The organism is Flavobacterium aurantiibacter (assembly GCF_002251775.1).
In the GTDB taxonomy this organism is placed as follows: Bacteria; Bacteroidota; Bacteroidia; order Flavobacteriales; family Flavobacteriaceae; genus Flavobacterium; species Flavobacterium aurantiibacter.
This window is the reverse complement of the sequence record NZ_NOXX01000228.1, coordinates 34,430-52,021: the sequence shown is the minus strand read 5'-3', so window position 1 is coordinate 52,021 and position 17,592 is coordinate 34,430. Positions and strand designations below refer to the sequence as shown.

Annotated in this window: 14 protein-coding genes; 4 read left to right on the top strand and 10 right to left on the bottom strand. The window is 39.4% G+C overall.

What is annotated here, in order from left to right; all coding sequences use genetic code 11:
• Positions 1-19: 19 nt before the first annotated feature.
• From CHX27_RS15075 to CHX27_RS15055, 4 genes are all read right to left on the bottom strand, one after another.
• Positions 20-3,181 (bottom strand): DEAD/DEAH box helicase family protein, encoded by a 3,162-nt coding sequence (locus CHX27_RS15075; RefSeq protein ID WP_094487555.1) that lies wholly within the window; start codon positions 3,179-3,181, stop codon positions 20-22.
• On the bottom strand, positions 3,181-5,127 hold the full coding sequence (locus CHX27_RS15070) for an ATP-dependent nuclease (protein ID WP_094487554.1): 1,947 nt from the start codon (positions 5,125-5,127) through the stop codon (positions 3,181-3,183). The genes CHX27_RS15075 and CHX27_RS15070 overlap by 1 nt, the downstream gene beginning before the upstream one ends.
• Before the next feature lie 188 nt (positions 5,128-5,315).
• Positions 5,316-6,557: a DNA methyltransferase gene (locus tag CHX27_RS15065; RefSeq protein WP_262494601.1), complete on the bottom strand. Its 1,242-nt coding sequence runs from the start codon at positions 6,555-6,557 to the stop codon at positions 5,316-5,318.
• A gap of 460 nt (positions 6,558-7,017) precedes the next feature.
• Positions 7,018-8,337: an amidohydrolase gene (locus tag CHX27_RS15055; RefSeq protein ID WP_094485625.1), complete on the bottom strand. Its 1,320-nt coding sequence runs from the start codon at positions 8,335-8,337 to the stop codon at positions 7,018-7,020.
• Positions 8,338-8,898: 561 nt separating this feature from the next.
• Between CHX27_RS15055 and CHX27_RS15050 the strand changes: the two genes are divergently transcribed.
• Positions 8,899-9,516, top strand: coding sequence for a hypothetical protein (locus tag CHX27_RS15050; RefSeq protein WP_094485626.1), 618 nt, complete (start codon positions 8,899-8,901; stop codon positions 9,514-9,516).
• A gap of 360 nt (positions 9,517-9,876) precedes the next feature.
• On the top strand, positions 9,877-10,311 hold the full coding sequence (locus tag CHX27_RS15040; RefSeq protein ID WP_133063418.1) for a hypothetical protein: 435 nt from the start codon (positions 9,877-9,879) through the stop codon (positions 10,309-10,311).
• 78 nt (positions 10,312-10,389) lie between these two features.
• Here the strand turns inward: CHX27_RS15040 and CHX27_RS15035 are convergent, their stop codons facing one another.
• The 3 genes from CHX27_RS15035 to panB all read right to left on the bottom strand — a co-directional run bounded on the left by CHX27_RS15035 (position 10,390) and on the right by panB (position 12,296).
• On the bottom strand, positions 10,390-10,620 hold the full coding sequence (locus CHX27_RS15035; RefSeq protein ID WP_094485629.1) for a hypothetical protein: 231 nt from the start codon (positions 10,618-10,620) through the stop codon (positions 10,390-10,392).
• A gap of 171 nt (positions 10,621-10,791) precedes the next feature.
• Positions 10,792-11,478 (bottom strand): RluA family pseudouridine synthase, encoded by a 687-nt coding sequence (locus CHX27_RS15030; RefSeq protein WP_094485630.1) that lies wholly within the window; start codon positions 11,476-11,478, stop codon positions 10,792-10,794.
• A complete protein-coding gene (gene panB, locus CHX27_RS15025; protein ID WP_094485631.1) occupies positions 11,478-12,296 on the bottom strand; it encodes a 3-methyl-2-oxobutanoate hydroxymethyltransferase in 819 nt (272 codons plus the stop codon). The genes CHX27_RS15030 and panB overlap by 1 nt, the downstream gene beginning before the upstream one ends.
• 95 nt (positions 12,297-12,391) lie before the next feature.
• Here panB and CHX27_RS15020 point away from each other — a divergent pair, with 95 nt between their 5' ends.
• Positions 12,392-12,835: a hypothetical protein gene (locus CHX27_RS15020; protein WP_094485632.1), complete on the top strand. Its 444-nt coding sequence runs from the start codon at positions 12,392-12,394 to the stop codon at positions 12,833-12,835.
• A gap of 3 nt (positions 12,836-12,838) precedes the next feature.
• Here CHX27_RS15020 and CHX27_RS15015 read toward each other — a convergent pair whose 3' ends face one another.
• From CHX27_RS15015 to CHX27_RS15005, 3 genes are read right to left on the bottom strand one after another with little or no spacing between them, the layout of a single operon-like run.
• Entirely contained in the window at positions 12,839-14,263 is a 1,425-nt protein-coding gene (locus tag CHX27_RS15015) for an L-serine ammonia-lyase (RefSeq protein ID WP_094485633.1), read from the bottom strand.
• Positions 14,264-14,272: 9 nt separating this feature from the next.
• The gene (locus tag CHX27_RS15010; RefSeq protein ID WP_094485634.1) at positions 14,273-15,544 is read right to left on the bottom strand and encodes an adenylosuccinate synthase; all 1,272 of its coding nucleotides are present in this window, start codon (positions 15,542-15,544) and stop codon (positions 14,273-14,275) included.
• Complete coding sequence (locus tag CHX27_RS15005) at positions 15,544-16,056, bottom strand: Fur family transcriptional regulator (RefSeq protein ID WP_094485635.1); 513 nt, start codon at positions 16,054-16,056, stop codon at positions 15,544-15,546. The genes CHX27_RS15010 and CHX27_RS15005 overlap by 1 nt, the downstream gene beginning before the upstream one ends.
• A gap of 164 nt (positions 16,057-16,220) precedes the next feature.
• Here CHX27_RS15005 and CHX27_RS15000 point away from each other — a divergent pair, with 164 nt between their 5' ends.
• The gene (locus tag CHX27_RS15000) at positions 16,221-17,531 is read left to right on the top strand and encodes a mucoidy inhibitor MuiA family protein (protein ID WP_094487569.1); all 1,311 of its coding nucleotides are present in this window, start codon (positions 16,221-16,223) and stop codon (positions 17,529-17,531) included.
• Positions 17,532-17,592 lie beyond the last annotated feature (61 nt).

Genomic DNA, 17,592 nt, shown 5'->3' with positions numbered 1-17,592 from the left:
CAATTCAAACGATCTTTAACTATATTACAATCGATCTAAAAAGTAGGTCAAAAAAATCTCTTTGCTCCCTTTGAAAAAATACATGATTTGAATTAAAGTCTTCAATGCTTTCTTGTCCTTTCCAATGTTTCAATTGGTTGTAAGGGGTATTAGAAATTATGAATGAATTTAGTTCAATGTCCGGGTCATTCAATTTTTGTTGAATACTTGTCTTGATTGTTTTATGTAATTGAATTTTAGGGTCTGTCAAACCTTGAATTTGTCTAAGTCCTTTAGGGTCAATAAATGAAACGTATTGCTTGTTGCCTATGACAAGCCAAAGGATAAAGTCAGGGAAAAAGTTGTTTGCCTCAAAAAAGCCAATACCTTTTTTACTCATGTTTCTCAATAAGTACAGTTTTTTGTCTTTAAAGAACTCCGTATTGGTGTTAAAATATTGTTTTAGGTCTTCAACTAAATCTCTTTCGCCTTTATTCAAAGGAACCGGTTGTATTTTTATTACTTCTTCATATCTGCCTTTGTCAATATAAATTAAAGGCTGATAAAGATGAAGATTGGCATACAAAGCCTCAAAGTCATTGTCGATTTTGAAGTTTTCCTGAAATTCTTTTTTGCGAACTACTTCCTTTAATTCTTTAATCTTTCCGATTAGCCTGTCCTCTGTCTTTTTAACAAGAAAGTTGTATTCTGCTTCAAAATTTGGATGTGTGCTATCAATAAATGCAACTTCTATCTTGTCGCTGTAAAACTTGTTTTTCTGATAGTTATAAAGTCTTTCTACAAATGATTTCAAAAGTGTAAGAGCCAATTCATGCCAAAGCTTTACTTTACTGTAATCAGTTAATTCAAGTTCGCTGGAAGGAATTAGTAAGGTGTACCATTCCGAACTTTGAAGAATATCTTTTAATGCTTCAATGGATAGGTTTACATTATACCAACTGCGTTCATTTTTGAACTTCTGTATTTCAAAATAGATTTTATTCCAATCTAAAAAGGCAATATGAATATTTTCAAGTTTACCTTCTTCCACTGTTACTACGGTTGAAACATTTGTGGTTTTAGAACTTTTTAATACCTGGACTTTCGGATACCAATCCACTATCACTGGCGGAACTTTTTCGGTTATTACAGCATCCACCAAAACATCACGTTTAAAATTGGAGCCATCTTTAACCTTGATGTATTTCAGCTTTTTCTCCGACAAATCTGAAATGGTCGGCAAAATGTCAATGGTAATTTTTTCAAAATCAGAATCAGTTGGCAAGCCTTCTTCTTCCAAGTAATCTTTGAATTGCTGCATGTAATCGGCTCTTAAACCGAAAATATTCAGCGTTTCAAGGATGGGTAATACTTCAGGAATGTATTCAGGTTTTAAACTGGCATCTAATGCTGTACTGCGTTTCAATGAAAATTTATAGCCTTTCAATCGTACACCTCTACCAAATAACTGAATGATTTCAGAACCTTCGCCTCGACCAATATTCAACAAGCCCATTGTGCTTACCCGCCAACTGCTCCAACCTTCACTGAATTTTTTTGAACCTATTAGAATATTTACTTTACTGCTTTTGCTATTGATGTCGTGAAATAATGAACTGGAAAAATCTCTTTCACCTGTGTTCATTTTGTGTGCTTCGCATATTTTTAATAAACCTTTATCGTCACCCACATTAATAACTCCAAAATACTCTCCGTTACCAATGCGTAAACCAATTTCTCCCTCTTGTCCTTTAAGGTTGTCTACATGCAAGGAAGCTCCAGCAACATCTGAATTGAAAACTTCTTTTAGAACATCCTGAAAAACAAACTGTGCTGATTTTCCTGATTTACGGATTTCTTTAAAAGCATTTCTAAAAATGGAATGTCCTAATTCATTATTCAAACCATCTTTGGCTTCTAATAATAATTTAATTCGTTCGATAGATTGTGCGTCATTCTTTGCAAAAGCCTCAATGAATTTTAATACTTCCACCACATCAGAAGCCGTTTCTTTGCTGATACTTTTGGTTACTTTACCACCTACAAAAATCGCTAATGGTTTATCAATCAAAAATGGTTCTATGGCTTTTCCATGCTCTTTGAAAACCAATAACTGTTCATAGAACGAAAGTAAACTGGCAGTCAAATAAAGAACAACACGTTCTTCTTTTCCCGGTTCATGCCATTGTTCATTTAGGTTTAAAATTTGATAATCTTTTCCATAACCATCATTATAGAAATAGCGATAGGAATAGTCAAATAATGTTGCCTTTCCATATTCATCAATCAATGCTTTTTGTTTTGCACCAGATAAAGCATGTACTGCCTGACCAAATGTGGCTGAATACTCGAATGAAAAACCTGTTTCACACAAACGGTTTCGTTTGTCTTTCCATTCTGTACCACCTGCACCTCTGTGTCCTTCATCTACTAAAACCAAGTTGTTACCTTCAAATGCTTCAACTGCAACCGTTTTATTGCCGCTTGTTTCTTCGAGTTTGTGAATGTCAATGATTTCAATTTTCTGCCCTGAAAATAAAGAGCCGCCTGATTTATCAAACAATTCCGCTTCCATGCCTGACTGACCAAACTCCTTTAAATGCTGTTTAGAAAGTCCTTCATTGGGAGTTAGCACAATAATTCTGTTCAGCGATTTTTCAAGATTGTGTTGACTTAAGTAATACCTATACTGCAAAATGTTTACATGCATCAATAAGGTTTTACCTGAACCTGTTGCATTCCAATAAGCAAGCTTATTTAAATCATTAATAATAGTTTCTAATTTGAATTCATTGATCACTTTAAAATCATTGCCATGTTTGCCGTGATTGAAGTCTAAAAAAGTATTTAACTCACTTTTTAAGGCGGTTTTATCGCTGAAGTATTTGTCTAAATAGATTTCTGTAAAAAGCAATGCCAAATACTGAAAATATTTCCATTTGATGGGTTCTGTCCTTTTCTCTGAAATTGTTTGGGTATGAGAAAAAATATTTTGATCATATTGAAGTAATAATTCCTTGGGAAGATTTGCATTGCTGTAGAACCTTGCGACCAAAGCATGATGGAAATGGGAAATGTTATTCTCGTCATACCCTTCCAACGATGAATCTTTTAAATCAGATGACAATGCCTCCAAATCTGTTACCCCAAACAGATTGAGTATATATTTATTAAGTACGAGTGATGAACTGAGTTTTGCCATTAAATTCTATTTAGAAAATCCCATTCTGAAATCCATGTAGATTTATCAACCAACTTAATTAATTCGATAAAGTCGCTTTCAATAGAAAAATTGACACCATGCTTATCAATTGTTTGTTTAACGACATTTTCAACGTCATACTTATCCATAATTTTATGGTACTCTTCTTTCGCAATTGTTTCATCAAAATAGTTTCGAACATAACTTACAAAAGTGTGTTCATCCATATTTACAGCTCTCTGACCAAAGACTTGAGCTGTTTTTTCAACCTTACTGTTTTTATATCTATAATAGGTGTTTTTATGAAATTCATCATTGAATTTAGCTTTTAATGTTACATCATAATTCAAATAATTCGATTCTAAATCATCAAAAATGTCTTGCTCGCTGACAATTGTTGCTGTTGCTTTTTCTATCAGTTTTGATAATAGTTTCGCTGTTTTTCTCAAATCAGAAAACAATGTTGCCTCGAAAGTATAAGAGTTTGCACAATAAGTATCAATACCTAATTTTTCTTTGAATTTTTGAGTAAATAAGTCTTTGTGCTCGTTTGATAATTCATCTTTGTCAAAAACTAAAACAGATTTGTCCCAAAGGCTTGTTCCATTTTTAAGACCTGAAAATACAGCCTTGTAAGAAAGTATATTTTCGAATACTTCACTTATACCCCCCAAAACCCAAAACATGTATTTTTTTCTGTTGTTCAATTGTTGGTTGAGCAAAATTCTGAACACTTTTGCGTCATCCTCACCTTCCACAAAAACGAGTCTATCTGCTTCCAAAGCATTTATAAAATCCAACCCCGTGGTATTACCAATGGAACGAATTACAGGAGATAAATTACTTGGCATTATACCTTTGAAATGCAAGCCTAGATGACCTGAGTCAATATTAAAATGAATACTTCTTATTTCTCCAGTAGGTTTTCCTTCCAAATGAAACACTTGATAAGGTGCAGCACTTCTAATTAATGATTCATTGTGTGTAGATAAAAATGTTTGCACTCCGCTACCGTATTTATTGAATACTTCGACTAATCTTCGTTGAATATCTCTGTGGATATGACTATCCGGCTCATCAAGTAAAACAATATTCAAATCCGTCTTATTTTCTGATTTCAAATGAATATTCAGAAGAATGCCGATTATTTGTAATGTACCACTTCCAAGTAGGGATAAGTCTTTAAATACGTCTTTAGAACCTACTCTGAAAAGAATAATTGCTTTAGCATCTTTTTGGATATTAGTTTCGGATTTAAATTCGATTTTTTTCTCTGAATTGTAAAGAACATAATTCAAATCATTAAGAAAAGCTTCGTTAAGAGTGGCATCGAGTCCACTAATAATTCTGTAAAGCCTGTTTCTTAATACAGTTTCGGATTTTCGTACTAATAGCTGCTCTTTAATGATAGGATCGGTTACAAAAGCTTCTTCAAGATTTATCTGTGCGACAGGCGTACTATAAATTAATGATATTGGATTGGGTAAATTAGCAAAATAATCATTGAATGCTCTGTGATCATAGATGCTATAATTTTGTAAAGCAATAACATAGTTACTACCAGAACTTGATATGGTGAATGGAATACAAAGTTCTAGGTTTTCTTCATCTATTAGCGTTAATGCTAACAAAACTTCATTCTTTTTTACTCTTTGGTGAAATATATCCTCAAAATTGGGACTTCTCACCGAATTGATCTCATTGAACGGGAAGTACTTATTATAAGAAGGGCCTAATACATAATCTCCTCTTTTGTAGCCTTTTTCTCCTCTTTTGGCCTCAGAAATAAGTTTAGTAAAACACTCTTGCCAAAGTGATAAAGCCTCCAAAACCGTTGTTTTTCCTGAGTTATTTACCCCTGTTAGTATATTCAAGTCCTTGTTGAAATACAAGGTAATGTCCTTAATGGACTTGAAATTCTTGATTTGAAATTTATGTATATGCATATACTTCTATTTTTTAATTCATTTCAAACATTTTCTTCCCAAACTCTTCTTCAATCAATACCACTTTCCAGCGTTCGTCACCGGTTTTTAGGTTTTCTACGTTGTTGTCGCCATTTACGTAGATGCGGTCAAACTCGGCATCGAGTGGGTTGTATTTACTCTTTTCTAGGAATTGGTTGAGGGCTGTACTATTGTGTTGGGTGCAATCTCTCCATACTACCAGTATTTTTTCTCCGGCTAAATTTTTTACCTGTTACCACTACATAGCCTTCTTTGGGTTTGGCATAACTTTCAACAACCAACCCAATCAGGTAATTGAAGGTTTCAACCAAATCTACTTTGGTAGGTTGCAGCTCGTTGTTTTTGGTAATATTTAAGTAGCAGTTAAACGGATTTTCAAACCACTCCAAATTGAGCAAACTTTCTTTTGCCTCTACATCTAACATATAGTTGAGCATATAGCCTTCTTTAAAGGTAGGGTTCATTTGTAAAGCCTGTTGTTGGGTTACGGTTTGTTTTAAAGCCAAGTTGTTGAGTGTATCTTCATAACTCTCCAAACGCATGTATTTAAAACAATGACTGATACCTTCACGGCTAACAGGCTTGCCTTCTTTCCAGTCTTTGCTGTAGATTACTTTTTGTATGCGGGGTTTTGTAACAATGTTAAAGTATTCCCCCATTTCAACTAAAATATATTTTCGTTTTCCGTTATCCTCTCTATTCAAACTAATTATTGAGTGACCCGTTGTGGCGGAACCTCCAAAGAAATCTAGAATAGTACTATTTGATTCAATATTTAAAGCCTTTATACAATCTTCTACTAAGCTTTTTGCCTTTGGAAAATCAAAAGGCTTCTCATTAAATAGTTCTTTTAATTCTGCAGCACCATAGTTTGCTGATGCATATTCCTTTTTGTCCCACCAAGTTGTGGGCAATGAACTTTCATCTAATCTTGTCTTAAAATCGATACTTACTTCGCCATCAGAATTCTTTCTTACTCTATATTCAGATAATTCATTTGGAACTCTTGCATTCCCTCTTTGCCAATTTTTTTCTATTATTCTGTCACCTTGTTTGATAGTCGGATAGACAATTACTTCACCATCTCGAGGTTGTTCAAGTAAATCGTACTCATTACTTTCATTATTCCATACCATTTCAGGAATTCTAATTTTGTTTTCATCAGCATTTGCAAATATTGGATAATACAACTTTGGCCTATCTTCCCTTTTATCATTGTTCCCTGACCTTATAAAATTTGCCCAAGCAAAACGACCATTTTCATCTTCCTTTGGATATCTTGCCAATCTTTGTTCAGTTAAGTCAAGACTACCCGGCACTGATTTTTCGGATTTTCCATAAAACAAAGCATATTCATGTGCTGGAGCAAATNTGTCGAAGGCCGGTGCCTGAGCTTGTCGAAGGCTAATGGAGATTTTTGTATTAAGACTTGAGTCCCGATAGCTATCGGGATAGTTCCGATAGCTATCGGAATCGTAACGTTCACCCTTTTACGTATCATCTTCCCAACCTAACCCACGTATCATTGGTGCCTCAGCTCGTAGAAGGCAGCTTGTCGAATGCAGCGTTGCGTACATCGTGAAAAACTTTGTGAGACATTGTGCTCAATTTTCGCTTCTTTCCATTTTTTCCATTTTTTCCATTTGCCGCTGCCCCCGGGTGAGCGACAGCAGCGGCATCCTTTGCGGCGCTACGGAATTTCCACAATGCGTTCGCCGGAAAGATACAGCGGATGGCGCGACGGCGGTTCGGTGATCCGTTTGCGAAGCGATATGCTTGCACCGCCGGCACCCCCAAAACAGACAATGAATTAGCCTCTAAAATGACTAGAAAATTGTTCTCTTTTTAAGTTTGCGAACGGTTGCATTTTTACATTTTTTGCAGTTTTCCATAATCGAAAACTAACTGACAAAAAGCTACTACGCCAAGTTTGAAAGAACTGTCGTCGAGCATAAACTCGGGTGTGTGGTGTGGTCCTGCTGTTTTTGGATCTTGTCCTTTGGGCATACCGCCGAGAAAAAAGAAAAGTCCGGGAACCTTTTCCGCGAAGAACGAAAAGTCCTCCGAACCGGTTTTTGCGGGAATCAGTTTTACCTTTTCGGCACCGGCAGCCTTTTTCAGGCTGGGTAGCATACGCTCGGTTAGTGAAACATTATTAAACGTAACGGGATACTTCACTGAAAACGGAAGTTCGACCAAAGCGGTAGCTCCGGCAGCTTCGGCAGTTTTTTCGGAAATTTCACGTATGCGTCTGTAAATTAGCTGCTCATCGGCTTCGGTAAACGCACGTACGTTGCCAATCAGTTCTACTTGTTCGGAAATGATGTTGTGTCTGTTACCTCCGTGGATCGCGCCAACAGTAACTACCGCGGCATTTTCAGTAAGGTTTACGTTGCGACTCACAATGGTTTGGAGCGCAGTTACAATTTGTGCCGCAACGGGAATCGGATCAACAGCTAACCAAGGTTGCGAGCCGTGGCTGGGTTTTCCTTTTACGGTAATTTTAAAATCGCCCACGCCGGCCATAATTCCGGCTGGTCGGTAGGTAATTGTACCGGTTTCGATCATCGAATCCATGTGTAATCCAAAAACAACATCTACTTTCGGATTTTCGAGCACACCTTCTTTAACCATCAGCTTTGCACCGCCTTCTTCGCCTTTTGGCGTTCCTTCTTCGGCGGGTTGAAAAATGAATTTTACTGTTCCCGCCAGTTCATTTTTCATGGCAGCGAGTACTTCGGCAACACCCATTAAAATGGCTACGTGCGCGTCGTGTCCGCATGCGTGCATTACCGCTGTCTCCGCTCCGTTGTATTGCGCACGTACTTTGGAGGCAAATGCTAGGTTATTTCGTTCCTCGACGGGAAGCGCATCCATATCGGCACGCAGCGCAATCACCGGTCCGGGTTTTGCGCCTTTCAAAATTCCCACAACACCTGTAACGGCCACTCCGGTTTTTACTTCGATGCCGAGCGCTTGTAAATGAGCTGCAATAAGCGCCGCCGTGCGTACTTCGCGATTTCCTAGTTCTGGATTTTGGTGAATATCCTGACGCCAGGCAATTACTTTCGATTCGATTTCGGAAGCTCTCCGATTGAGTTCGTCGGTAAGCTTATTCTTTTGTCCATAAACTGTGGAAGTGAAAAAGGCTAAGACAAAAAGCAGACACAGATTTTCTTTGATGTTCATAAAGACTTGTTTTCAAATAGGTACAGGTGAGCGAGATTGATCAATTCAACTAGATTCACATTGAGAGTCAAATTTAGGCTAAAAGAACATGACTTGTTGGATCTGTGGAAACTGATTTTCGGACGTAAATAGCTCAGAAAGCCGATTACTTTTCGTTTTAAGAGTTGAGCTGGTAAATTCTTTGAGAAGCTTTTCCGGCTGTTCGCTATAGTCCGCAAAAAATACGCCTCGTTCAGTCGGCAGGTGTTGGGCTTCTTGGGTCGCCCACACGTACCGCTTCACGTAGCCGTATTTTTCTTACGGGCTGCCGCTACCATCCGGGCTAGGGCATACGTTACTAACGTTTGGTGGAAAAATACCTATAAGTAGGTAGTTTTGGGAGAAGCGAATCCCGTAAATTAGCAAAAGACAAAAGGCAAAACAAGTGTCCAATTTAATAGATTCAAAATACGTATAAATTTTTTGATGTAATGGATTGTTATTGAATAATTTAACGGCGTTTTTAAAAATTGAAAAAGTTGCAGGGACTTCGCCAATTGTAAAGTTATCCACAAGCTTAAAATGACAGACACGAAAAACTGGAAAATTGACACTTCTCTTCTGATAGCTTACAAAAAAAGCGATTGGACAGACGACTCCTTTTCAGAAACAGGTGACGGAAAATATGGCGTTTACATCTATAATATTGACGAATGGAGAATGATGTCTTACGCTGGACTAATAGCCATTTATGCTGACAAGAACAACACAAAACCGTTAGTTAACTCGGCTGACACATGGATATGGTATGACAACGAAAAGACTTTTGACTACGCTCAACTTTCGGACTGTTTTATCTTCAGGAAACCCGCATATAATGAATATTCAACAAGACCTGACTTTCCATTTATTCTAATTAAGCCAACAGAAAAAGTATTTGGTTTTATTGAGTGGGACGCAACTTCAATTTATTACGGTTTTACTGAATTGCAAAATGGTAAACTGACAGTTAAAGAAGTTCATCCGAAAGACTTGGAAAATCTAAATAGACCAAAAAGAACAAACGAAATTATTGACTTGAACAACATCGACTGGTATCACATTAAGGATTTTGACAAAGCTTTAGAAATATATCATAGAAAGACGAAAAAGCCTGTGCATAACAGGACCTTGCCAAAAGCGAGACGGACGTGGTGGTAGAAATTTTTCGGCTCCTAAGAAACTTATTGGTAGCTTGATAGGTAAGTGCTCCGAAAGTATTGCTATTTGTAATAAAGAAAACGTTATGCTTCATACTGCCCAACAGTTTCACCAGCGTTGGGGTGACAGTAATTATGTTCTATATCATTTAGGGTTGACTTGACTCAAAGCCCACATCAGCTTGACAATCTTTGTTCAGCTTTTATAGATTTTTTGTTCTTTTGGTTTTCAATTTAGAATTTGAATCGGGTGGAGTTTTGCTCAAGTCATATGCAAGTGGGCAAAACACACAATTTGACAATCACTTCAACTTGACAAAAACTGTTAAGCAGAACGACACACAACTAAAATACATTAAAAATGTGTACTGTTTCAGAAAAATTAAAACTTTGCACTTGCAAGACTGAAAATGTTGAGCGGCTTAAACATTATTGGACTTTAAAAAGACCAACAGAGAAATCACATTTTGTTGTTGGTGAAATGATTTTACCCGCAAACATTGGTGAGACAACTAACAAAATAAATCAGAATACAATCCTTAAGCTGCTTAACAAAGGAAATTGCTTTGACATAGAATTGCAACATAAAGAGAATGATATTTTAGAGTTGCATTTTACATGTAAAGGTCACCTGGAAAAAGATTTGACATTAAACTTTTATGGAGATTTTTTAGCTTATACTTTTAAATTTAAAAAAGGAAAGTGGAAGAAAGATTATTATGACCCATTTAAAAGAGACTTTGCAGAAGTTCAAAAAGGAAAAATTGTTAGACCGTTTTCAAAACAAAACAATTGATATGAAGAAATACGGCACTTAACAAGTGGTTTTGTGCTAGTGTGGTAGACGAACAAAAGCTCAACATTAGTAATACTATTAAACTTGTGTTCCAGCTTGACAGAACTCTAATGAACTTTTGTACCTAACTCTGTTCTCCGCAAACGCTCCCGACTTTGAGGTTACCTTTAAAATACGATGCACCAACGAGCCTAAGTGCATGACACAAAACGCCAACAAACAACCAAACCGCTTCCGCAACGCAGCGGTTCCTTTTTCTTTCCCTTCTTTCGCTTCTTTCCCTTCTTTCGCTTCTTTTGCTTTTTTCAATCTCTTCCCCGGGTGAGCGACAGCAGCGGCATCCTTTGCGGCGTTATGGTATTTCCACCAGGCGTTTGCCGGAAAGATTTAGCGAATGGCGCGACGGCGGTTCGGTGATCCGTTTGCGAAGCGCTATGATTGCACCGCCGGCACCCCCAAAAAATCATGAATTTAATGTAGTTATCCCTCGAAAATATCTCCAGCGGGATAGGGTGCGCGAATTTTCACTTCGCTTTTAGCAACCGGATGCACAAATGTGAGCTCTCGCGCGTGTAAACTTATGCCACCGTTCGGGTTGGAACGCTTGGCACCGTACTTTAAATCGCCTTTAATGACCATGCCGCAAGCCGCCAACTGGGCCCGAATTTGATGATGCCTGCCCGTTTCTAACTGTATTTCCAACAAACTGTAGTTGGTATATGCGCGAAGCAATTTGTAATGCAAAACGGCTTTTTTGCTGTTAGTAACCTCTTTTTCAAAGGCTTTGCTCGTATTGTTTTTTTCGTTACGAACCAAAAAATGCGTTAACGTAGCGGCTTCTTGCTGCGGCTTTCCTTCGATTAAACAATGGTAAACTTTCTCCGTTTCACGACTGCTAAAAAGGGCGTTCATTCGAGCTAAAGCCTTCGAAGTTCGCGCAAAAACAACCACGCCCGAGGTAGGTCGGTCTAAGCGGTGCACCACACCCGCAAACACAGCTCCAGGTTTCTGATATTTAGTGGCAATGTAGTTTTTTACGGCATCCAACAAAGTTTCGTCGCCGGTTTTATCACCCTGAACTAAGTCGCCACAACGCTTGTTAACCGCCAGCAAATGATTGTCTTCGAACAAAACATGCAAGTTCGAACCGTCTGCAGCCGTTTTCATTAATACTGTTCTCCGGCGTTTGGAAAATCAACCGACTTCACATCCGAGACGTACTGCGAGATTGCAGCCGTCATTTGATCGTATAAATTGAGGTAGCGACGTAAAAATCGAGGTGAAAACTCATTATTCATGCCCAACATATCGTGAATGACGAGTACTTGGCCATCGACATCGCTTCCAGCACCAATACCGATCACAGGAATGCTAATGCTTTCGGCTACGCGTTTGGCGAGTTCTGCCGGGATTTTTTCGCATACTAATGCAAAACAACCCAGCTTTTCGAGCATGATGGCATCCTCAATGAGTTTTTCGGCTTCGGCGTTTTCTTTCGCACGAACGTTGTAGGTTCCGAATTTATAGATGGATTGTGGTGTAAGTCCTAAATGTCCCATGACGGGAATACCCGCATTAAGTATTTTCTTGATTGAATCTTTTATTTCGCTGCCGCCTTCGAGTTTTACGGCGTGTCCGCCACTTTCTTTCATGATGCGAATGGCCGAACGCAACGCTTCTTTCGAATCCGATTGGTAACTTCCGAACGGTAAATCTACAACGACTAAGGCGCGATTGATGGCACGTACTACCGACGAGGCGTGGTAAATCATTTGATCGAGTGTAATCGGTAGTGTGGTTTCATGACCTGCCATAACGTTACTGGCCGAATCGCCTACCAAAATGACGTCGATCCCCGCTGAATCTACGATTTTGGCCATAGTGTAATCGTAGGCAGTGAGCATGGATATTTTTTCGCCCTGACTTTTCATTTCAATCAGCGAACGGGTGGTAATTCGTTTGTAGTCTTTTTTAGCAACCGACATAGCACAAAATTTAAGTCGCAAAGTTAGCTAATTCGCGATACTGTAGTCATCAAATTTCACGCTATTAAGATATATTTGCCGAAAGTACTATTACTATGAAAAAGTTGTTTTTGTTTGCCGTTTTGTTTGCGAGTTCGGCTTCGTTTGCGCAAGATTCGGCTAGTCCGGAAAAAATTGTCGAATGGTTTTTTTCGGGTTTGAATCAGAAGACACCCGCCATCATGCGTCCGTTATTGTTGAATGAATCCGTTAACTTCGATACGTTGATGTATATAAATGGTGAACCTAAAGTTGTTTCGAGAGGTGCAACTGATTTTTTGAATGAGTTTTCGAATATTCCTCAAAGTATCAAGTTAGAAGAGCGTATTTCGAATGTTATTGTTCGCAACTACGGACAAACTGCCGACGTTCACATGGATTATGAGTTTTATGTAAACGATACGTTGCAGCACAGCGGTCGAAATTACTTTTTCCTCGTTGCTGTTGACGGTCAATGGAAAATTGCCCACACGTACGATACGCGAAAGTCTGCGAAATAAGAATTAGCAGTCGGCAATATTCACAGCCACTGCCAACCCACCTTCGGAAGTTTCTTTGTATTTGGAATTCATGTCTTTGGCCGTTTGCCACATGGTATTGATGACTTTATCCAAAGGAACTTTTGCATTTTTAGCATCGGTTTCTAGGGCGAGTTCCGCGGCGTTAATCGCTTTTATTGCACCCATGGTATTTCGCTCGATGCATGGAATTTGAACCAAACCGCCTATCGGATCGCAGGTTAACCCCAAATGATGCTCCATCGCAATTTCTGCTGCCATGAGCACTTGTTCGGGTGATCCGCCCATTAATTCGCATAACGCGGCTGCGGCCATGGCCGATGATACGCCAATTTCAGCTTGGCAGCCACCCATTGCCGCCGAAATCGTTGCGCCTTTTTTGAAAATACTGCCTACTTCGCCGGCAACCATTAAGAATTTCTTTACTTCATCGTCGCCTGCTTGGTGGTTTTCGATAACCATATAGTACATCAACACGGCAGGAATCACGCCCGCCGAGCCATTTGTAGGAGCTGTAACCACACGACCTAAAGCCGCATTAACTTCGTTGACAGCCAAAGCAAAGCATGACACCCATTTTAAAATTTGGCGAAATTTAACTTCGGTTTTACGAATGGTTTGCAGCCATTCTTGCGGATTATTGTATTGTCCGTTGCCCAATAAATTCTGATGCATATCGAACGCGCGTCGCTTTACATTCAAACCGCCGGGTAAAATTCCGTCGGTATGGCAGCCAATATACATACATTCGAGCATGGTATTCCAAATTCGGAGCAACTCGCTGTGCACCAGTGCTTCCGGGCGCATAGAAATCTCATTTGCATACACTACCTCCGATATTTTTAGCTGATGCTCACTGCAATAATGCAATAATTCAACTGCGGTATCGATCGGGTAGGGGAACGCACAGGTAAAATCGGTGCTGTTTTCGTTGTTTTGTTCTTCTTTTACAACAAACCCGCCGCCAATCGAATAAAAAGTTGATGCGTATGCGTCGCCATTTTCTTTAAATGCGGTGAATGTGAGGCCGTTTGCATGAAAGGGTAGGAAGTTCTTATGAAATACGATATCTGTAAGAAATGAAAATCCGATTGTCTTTTCATTTCCCAGCTGCAAAGTCTGGCTGTTTTGGATGTCTGTAATGATACTTCCGATGTTTTCAACAGGAATGTATTCTGGGTCTTGTCCGCTCAATCCGAGCATAACTGCTAAATCTGTTGCGTGGCCTTTGCCGGTAAGAGAAAGTGAGCCGTATAAATCAACTTTCACGGCGAAGGTTTCAGCGAAGAATCCATTTGCGCGAATTTCACTTAAAAACTTTTCGGCAGCACGCCAAGGCCCAAGTGTGTGCGAGCTTGAAGGCCCAACACCAACTTTGAGCATATCGAAAACAGAAATGCACTTATCCATGACGCAAAGTTAGCGCGAAATCGTTTGCGTACGGTCGGGTCCTACCGAAATAATTTTAATCGGAACGCCGACTTCAGCTTCGATAAATGAAACGTAGTCTTTTAATTCGGTCGGTAAATCGCTGTATTCGGTAAGTCCAGTAAGGTCGGCATGCCATCCTTTGAAACTTTTATAAACCGGACTCACGTTTTCTTCTTCGATGTTGTAGGGTAGGTGGTCGATGATTTCGCCGCGATACTTGTAAGCTGTACACACTTTAAGCTCTTCAAAACCAGAAAGTACGTCGCCTTTCATCATCATGAGTTGGGTAACGCCATTTATTTCAACGGCATATTTCAGAGCAACGAGATCGAGCCAGCCGCAACGACGTTTACGTCCGGTAACCGAACCGAATTCGTTGCCAATTCGCGCCATAGTTTCGCCCACTTCGTCGAAGAGTTCTGTGGGAAAAGGTCCGCTGCCTACACGTGTCGTATAAGCTTTGAAAATTCCGTAAACGTCTTTGATTTTATTAGGAGCGATTCCCAATCCGGTACAAGCGCCGGCAGCCGTAGTATTCGAAGAAGTTACAAACGGATAGGTACCGAAGTCAACGTCGAGTAAACTTCCTTGAGCACCTTCGGCTAAAATCGATTTGCCGTCTTTTAGCGCTTGAAAAAGATAGGCTTCGCTGTCGATGAATTGCAGTTTTTTTAATGTTTCGATGGCTTCGAAAAATTCGTTTTCCATTTCAGCCAAGTTGTACTGAATGGAAACGTCGTAGAATTTAATCATTGCCTCGTGTTTATCGGCGAGATTTCGGTAACGTTCTTTAAAATCGTCGAGTTCTAAATCGCCGATTCGCAAGCCATTACGTCCGGTTTTATCCATGTACGTTGGTCCGATGCCTTTGAGTGTCGAACCAATTTTTGCTTTGCCTTTTGAGGCTTCGGATGCCGCATCTAGCAAGCGATGTGTCGGTAAAATCAGATGTGCTTTGCGCGAAATGATCAGTTTGTTGTAAATGTCAATTTTGAATTGTTCCAAACCTTCGAGTTCTTTTACAAAAACCACGGGATCGATAACAACACCGTTTCCGATGATGTTGACCGCGTTTTTGTGGAAAATTCCGCTTGGGATGGTTCGTAATACGTGCTTGATTCCGTCGAATTCGAGCGTGTGTCCGGCGTTTGGTCCACCTTGGAATCGAGCAATAATATCATACTTTTGGGTGAGCACGTCGACAATTTTTCCTTTGCCTTCGTCGCCCCATTGCAAGCCTAACAGTAAATCTACAGACATTAGTTGATTGGGTTATATTCAGTTGTGTTGGGAAGATTCTCTTCCGTAGTTGTTGCGTTTTGAGATTTACGAGTACCGTAAAAATAGAGGGAATGATTGGAAATTTCTACGTCGAAAATCTCTTCAATCGTTTTTTTGATGGTTTGAATGCGCGGATCACAAAATTCGATTACTTCGCCGGTATCGGTCATGATGATATGATCGTGTTGTTTGTCGAAGTACGATTTTTCAAAATACGCTTGAGATTGTCCGAATTGGTGTTTGCGAACCAAGCCACAGTCGAGCAATAGTTCGATGGTGTTGTAAAGCGTAGCGCGACTTACGCGGTAGTTTTTGTTTTTCATTTTGACGTACAAATTCTCGATGTCAAAATGCTCCTGACTGTCGTAAATCTCTTGTAGAATAGCATAGCGCTCAGGAGTTTTCCGGTGCGCGTTTTTCTCGAGATATTTTGTAAAAACGTTTTTTACAATCTCCTGATTCTTGCTGTTGTCTTCGCTTATGAGTGTCATAGTGGCAAAGATAGTAAAATTGAATTTTAGATTAAAGTGTCGAGTTTGTCTCTGTTTACTCAAAATATCACAAAAATTCCATTGTTTATTTTCTTTGTTTTGATGACAAAAAATAACGACGAGGGTAATGGTATTTTTTCTACCTTGCGTTAAAACTTTTGTCTATGAGACTTTCTTTAAACTATATTCTTCTGTTTGCCCTGCTCTCAATTCACACTGTATTTAGTCAAGATGAGCCGCCAAAAATTAATTCTGAAATTAAATCGGTGAAGGTTTTTACCTCGGGCGCTCAGGTAACACGTACCGCACAAATACAGCTAATTGCTGGAAAAAATGCAGTGGTGCTGACGGGATTGAGTCCGCAGATCAAAGAAAACAGCGTTCAAGTTACTACTCCCGATTTTGCCAGTGTAGCTTCGGTTAAAGTACAGCTAGACGTTTTGTCTTCGAAGAAAGTGCGCGATGAGGTTAAAGCTTTGGAAGATCGATTGGAGCGATTGCGAAAACAGCGTAACGACCAACAGGATCTATTGAAAGTGTATAAGAATGAAGAGTCGATTTTATTGAAGAATCAAGCCGTTGCTGGCGAAAATTCGGGATTGAAAATGCCTGATTTGAAAGCTGTTTTAGATTATCAAAAAGCGCAATACACGGAGAATTTACGCAATCAGAGTTTGACGAATGCCGCCATTAAATCGAGCGATAGTTTGTATAGCCTTGTCAATCAACAACTAAATGAAGTTCGCGGTTCGTCGAATAAGCAAATCGGCGAATTACTGCTGAGTTTACAATCCGATCGCGGTGGAAAAGCGCAAATTATATTTACCTATTTTGTAGACGCCGCAGGTTGGGCGCCGGTTTACGATTTGAAAGTAACCGACATCAGCGCGCCGGTGGATCTAACTACGAAAGCTGAGGTCTATCAAAACACGAATGAAGATTGGAAAAACGTACAATTGTCCTTGAGTAGTGGAAATCCGACAGAAAACGCCATAGCGCCGACTTTGCGACCTTGGTATGTTGCTAAAGTTAAACAAGTAGAAAAATTAAGAAGAGCAAAAGCAGACAAAGCTGCTAGCGTTGTTGTGGCGAATAGAACTTATTTTGGTGATGAAGTGCAAGGAACAGTTTATGATACAGAGGGCCTACCGTTGCCCGGCGCAAGCGTATATACAGATGTCGGTAATGGCGTTTATGGCGTTTCGGCTGACTTAGATGGTCGTTACAAAATTAAAATACCAAAAAATGCTAAATCTCTTACTGTGTCTTTTATCGGTTTAGAAAGTTTAACGCTAGGAATTAACTCTGCAAGGATGGATTTTAGACTTCAGGAATCGGCTCAAATGTTGGAAGAAGTTGTTGTTGCTGGTTACGGCAGAAGTGTAAATGACGACGGCGAATTTAAAGTTAAAGAACGAGTAAATGAGGCAAATTTATCCGTGCAAACCACCACTNTCGAGAGACTATCACATTAAGAGGATCGGCATCAACGCGCATGACTTTTACGGATTCGAGCGATACAAACTTAATTACTTC

Excerpts from the sequence above, each read along its gene's own strand:
- panB (WP_094485631.1), bottom strand. The coding sequence starts at position 12,296 with ATGTCGGTTGCTAAAAAAGACTACAAACGAATTACCACCCGTTCGCTG.
- CHX27_RS15075 (WP_094487555.1), bottom strand. The coding sequence starts at position 3,181 with ATGGCAAAACTCAGTTCATCACTCGTACTTAATAAATATATACTCAAT.
- CHX27_RS15040 (WP_133063418.1), top strand. The coding sequence starts at position 9,877 with ATGTGTACTGTTTCAGAAAAATTAAAACTTTGCACTTGCAAGACTGAA.
- CHX27_RS15050 (WP_094485626.1), top strand. The coding sequence starts at position 8,899 with ATGACAGACACGAAAAACTGGAAAATTGACACTTCTCTTCTGATAGCT.
- CHX27_RS15030 (WP_094485630.1), bottom strand. The coding sequence starts at position 11,478 with ATGAAAACGGCTGCAGACGGTTCGAACTTGCATGTTTTGTTCGAAGAC.
- CHX27_RS15010 (WP_094485634.1), bottom strand. The coding sequence starts at position 15,544 with ATGTCTGTAGATTTACTGTTAGGCTTGCAATGGGGCGACGAAGGCAAA.
- CHX27_RS15015 (WP_094485633.1), bottom strand. The coding sequence starts at position 14,263 with ATGGATAAGTGCATTTCTGTTTTCGATATGCTCAAAGTTGGTGTTGGG.
- CHX27_RS15005 (WP_094485635.1), bottom strand. The coding sequence starts at position 16,056 with ATGACACTCATAAGCGAAGACAACAGCAAGAATCAGGAGATTGTAAAA.
- CHX27_RS15055 (WP_094485625.1), bottom strand. The coding sequence starts at position 8,337 with ATGAACATCAAAGAAAATCTGTGTCTGCTTTTTGTCTTAGCCTTTTTC.
- CHX27_RS15020 (WP_094485632.1), top strand. The coding sequence starts at position 12,392 with ATGAAAAAGTTGTTTTTGTTTGCCGTTTTGTTTGCGAGTTCGGCTTCG.
- CHX27_RS15070 (WP_094487554.1), bottom strand. The coding sequence starts at position 5,127 with ATGCATATACATAAATTTCAAATCAAGAATTTCAAGTCCATTAAGGAC.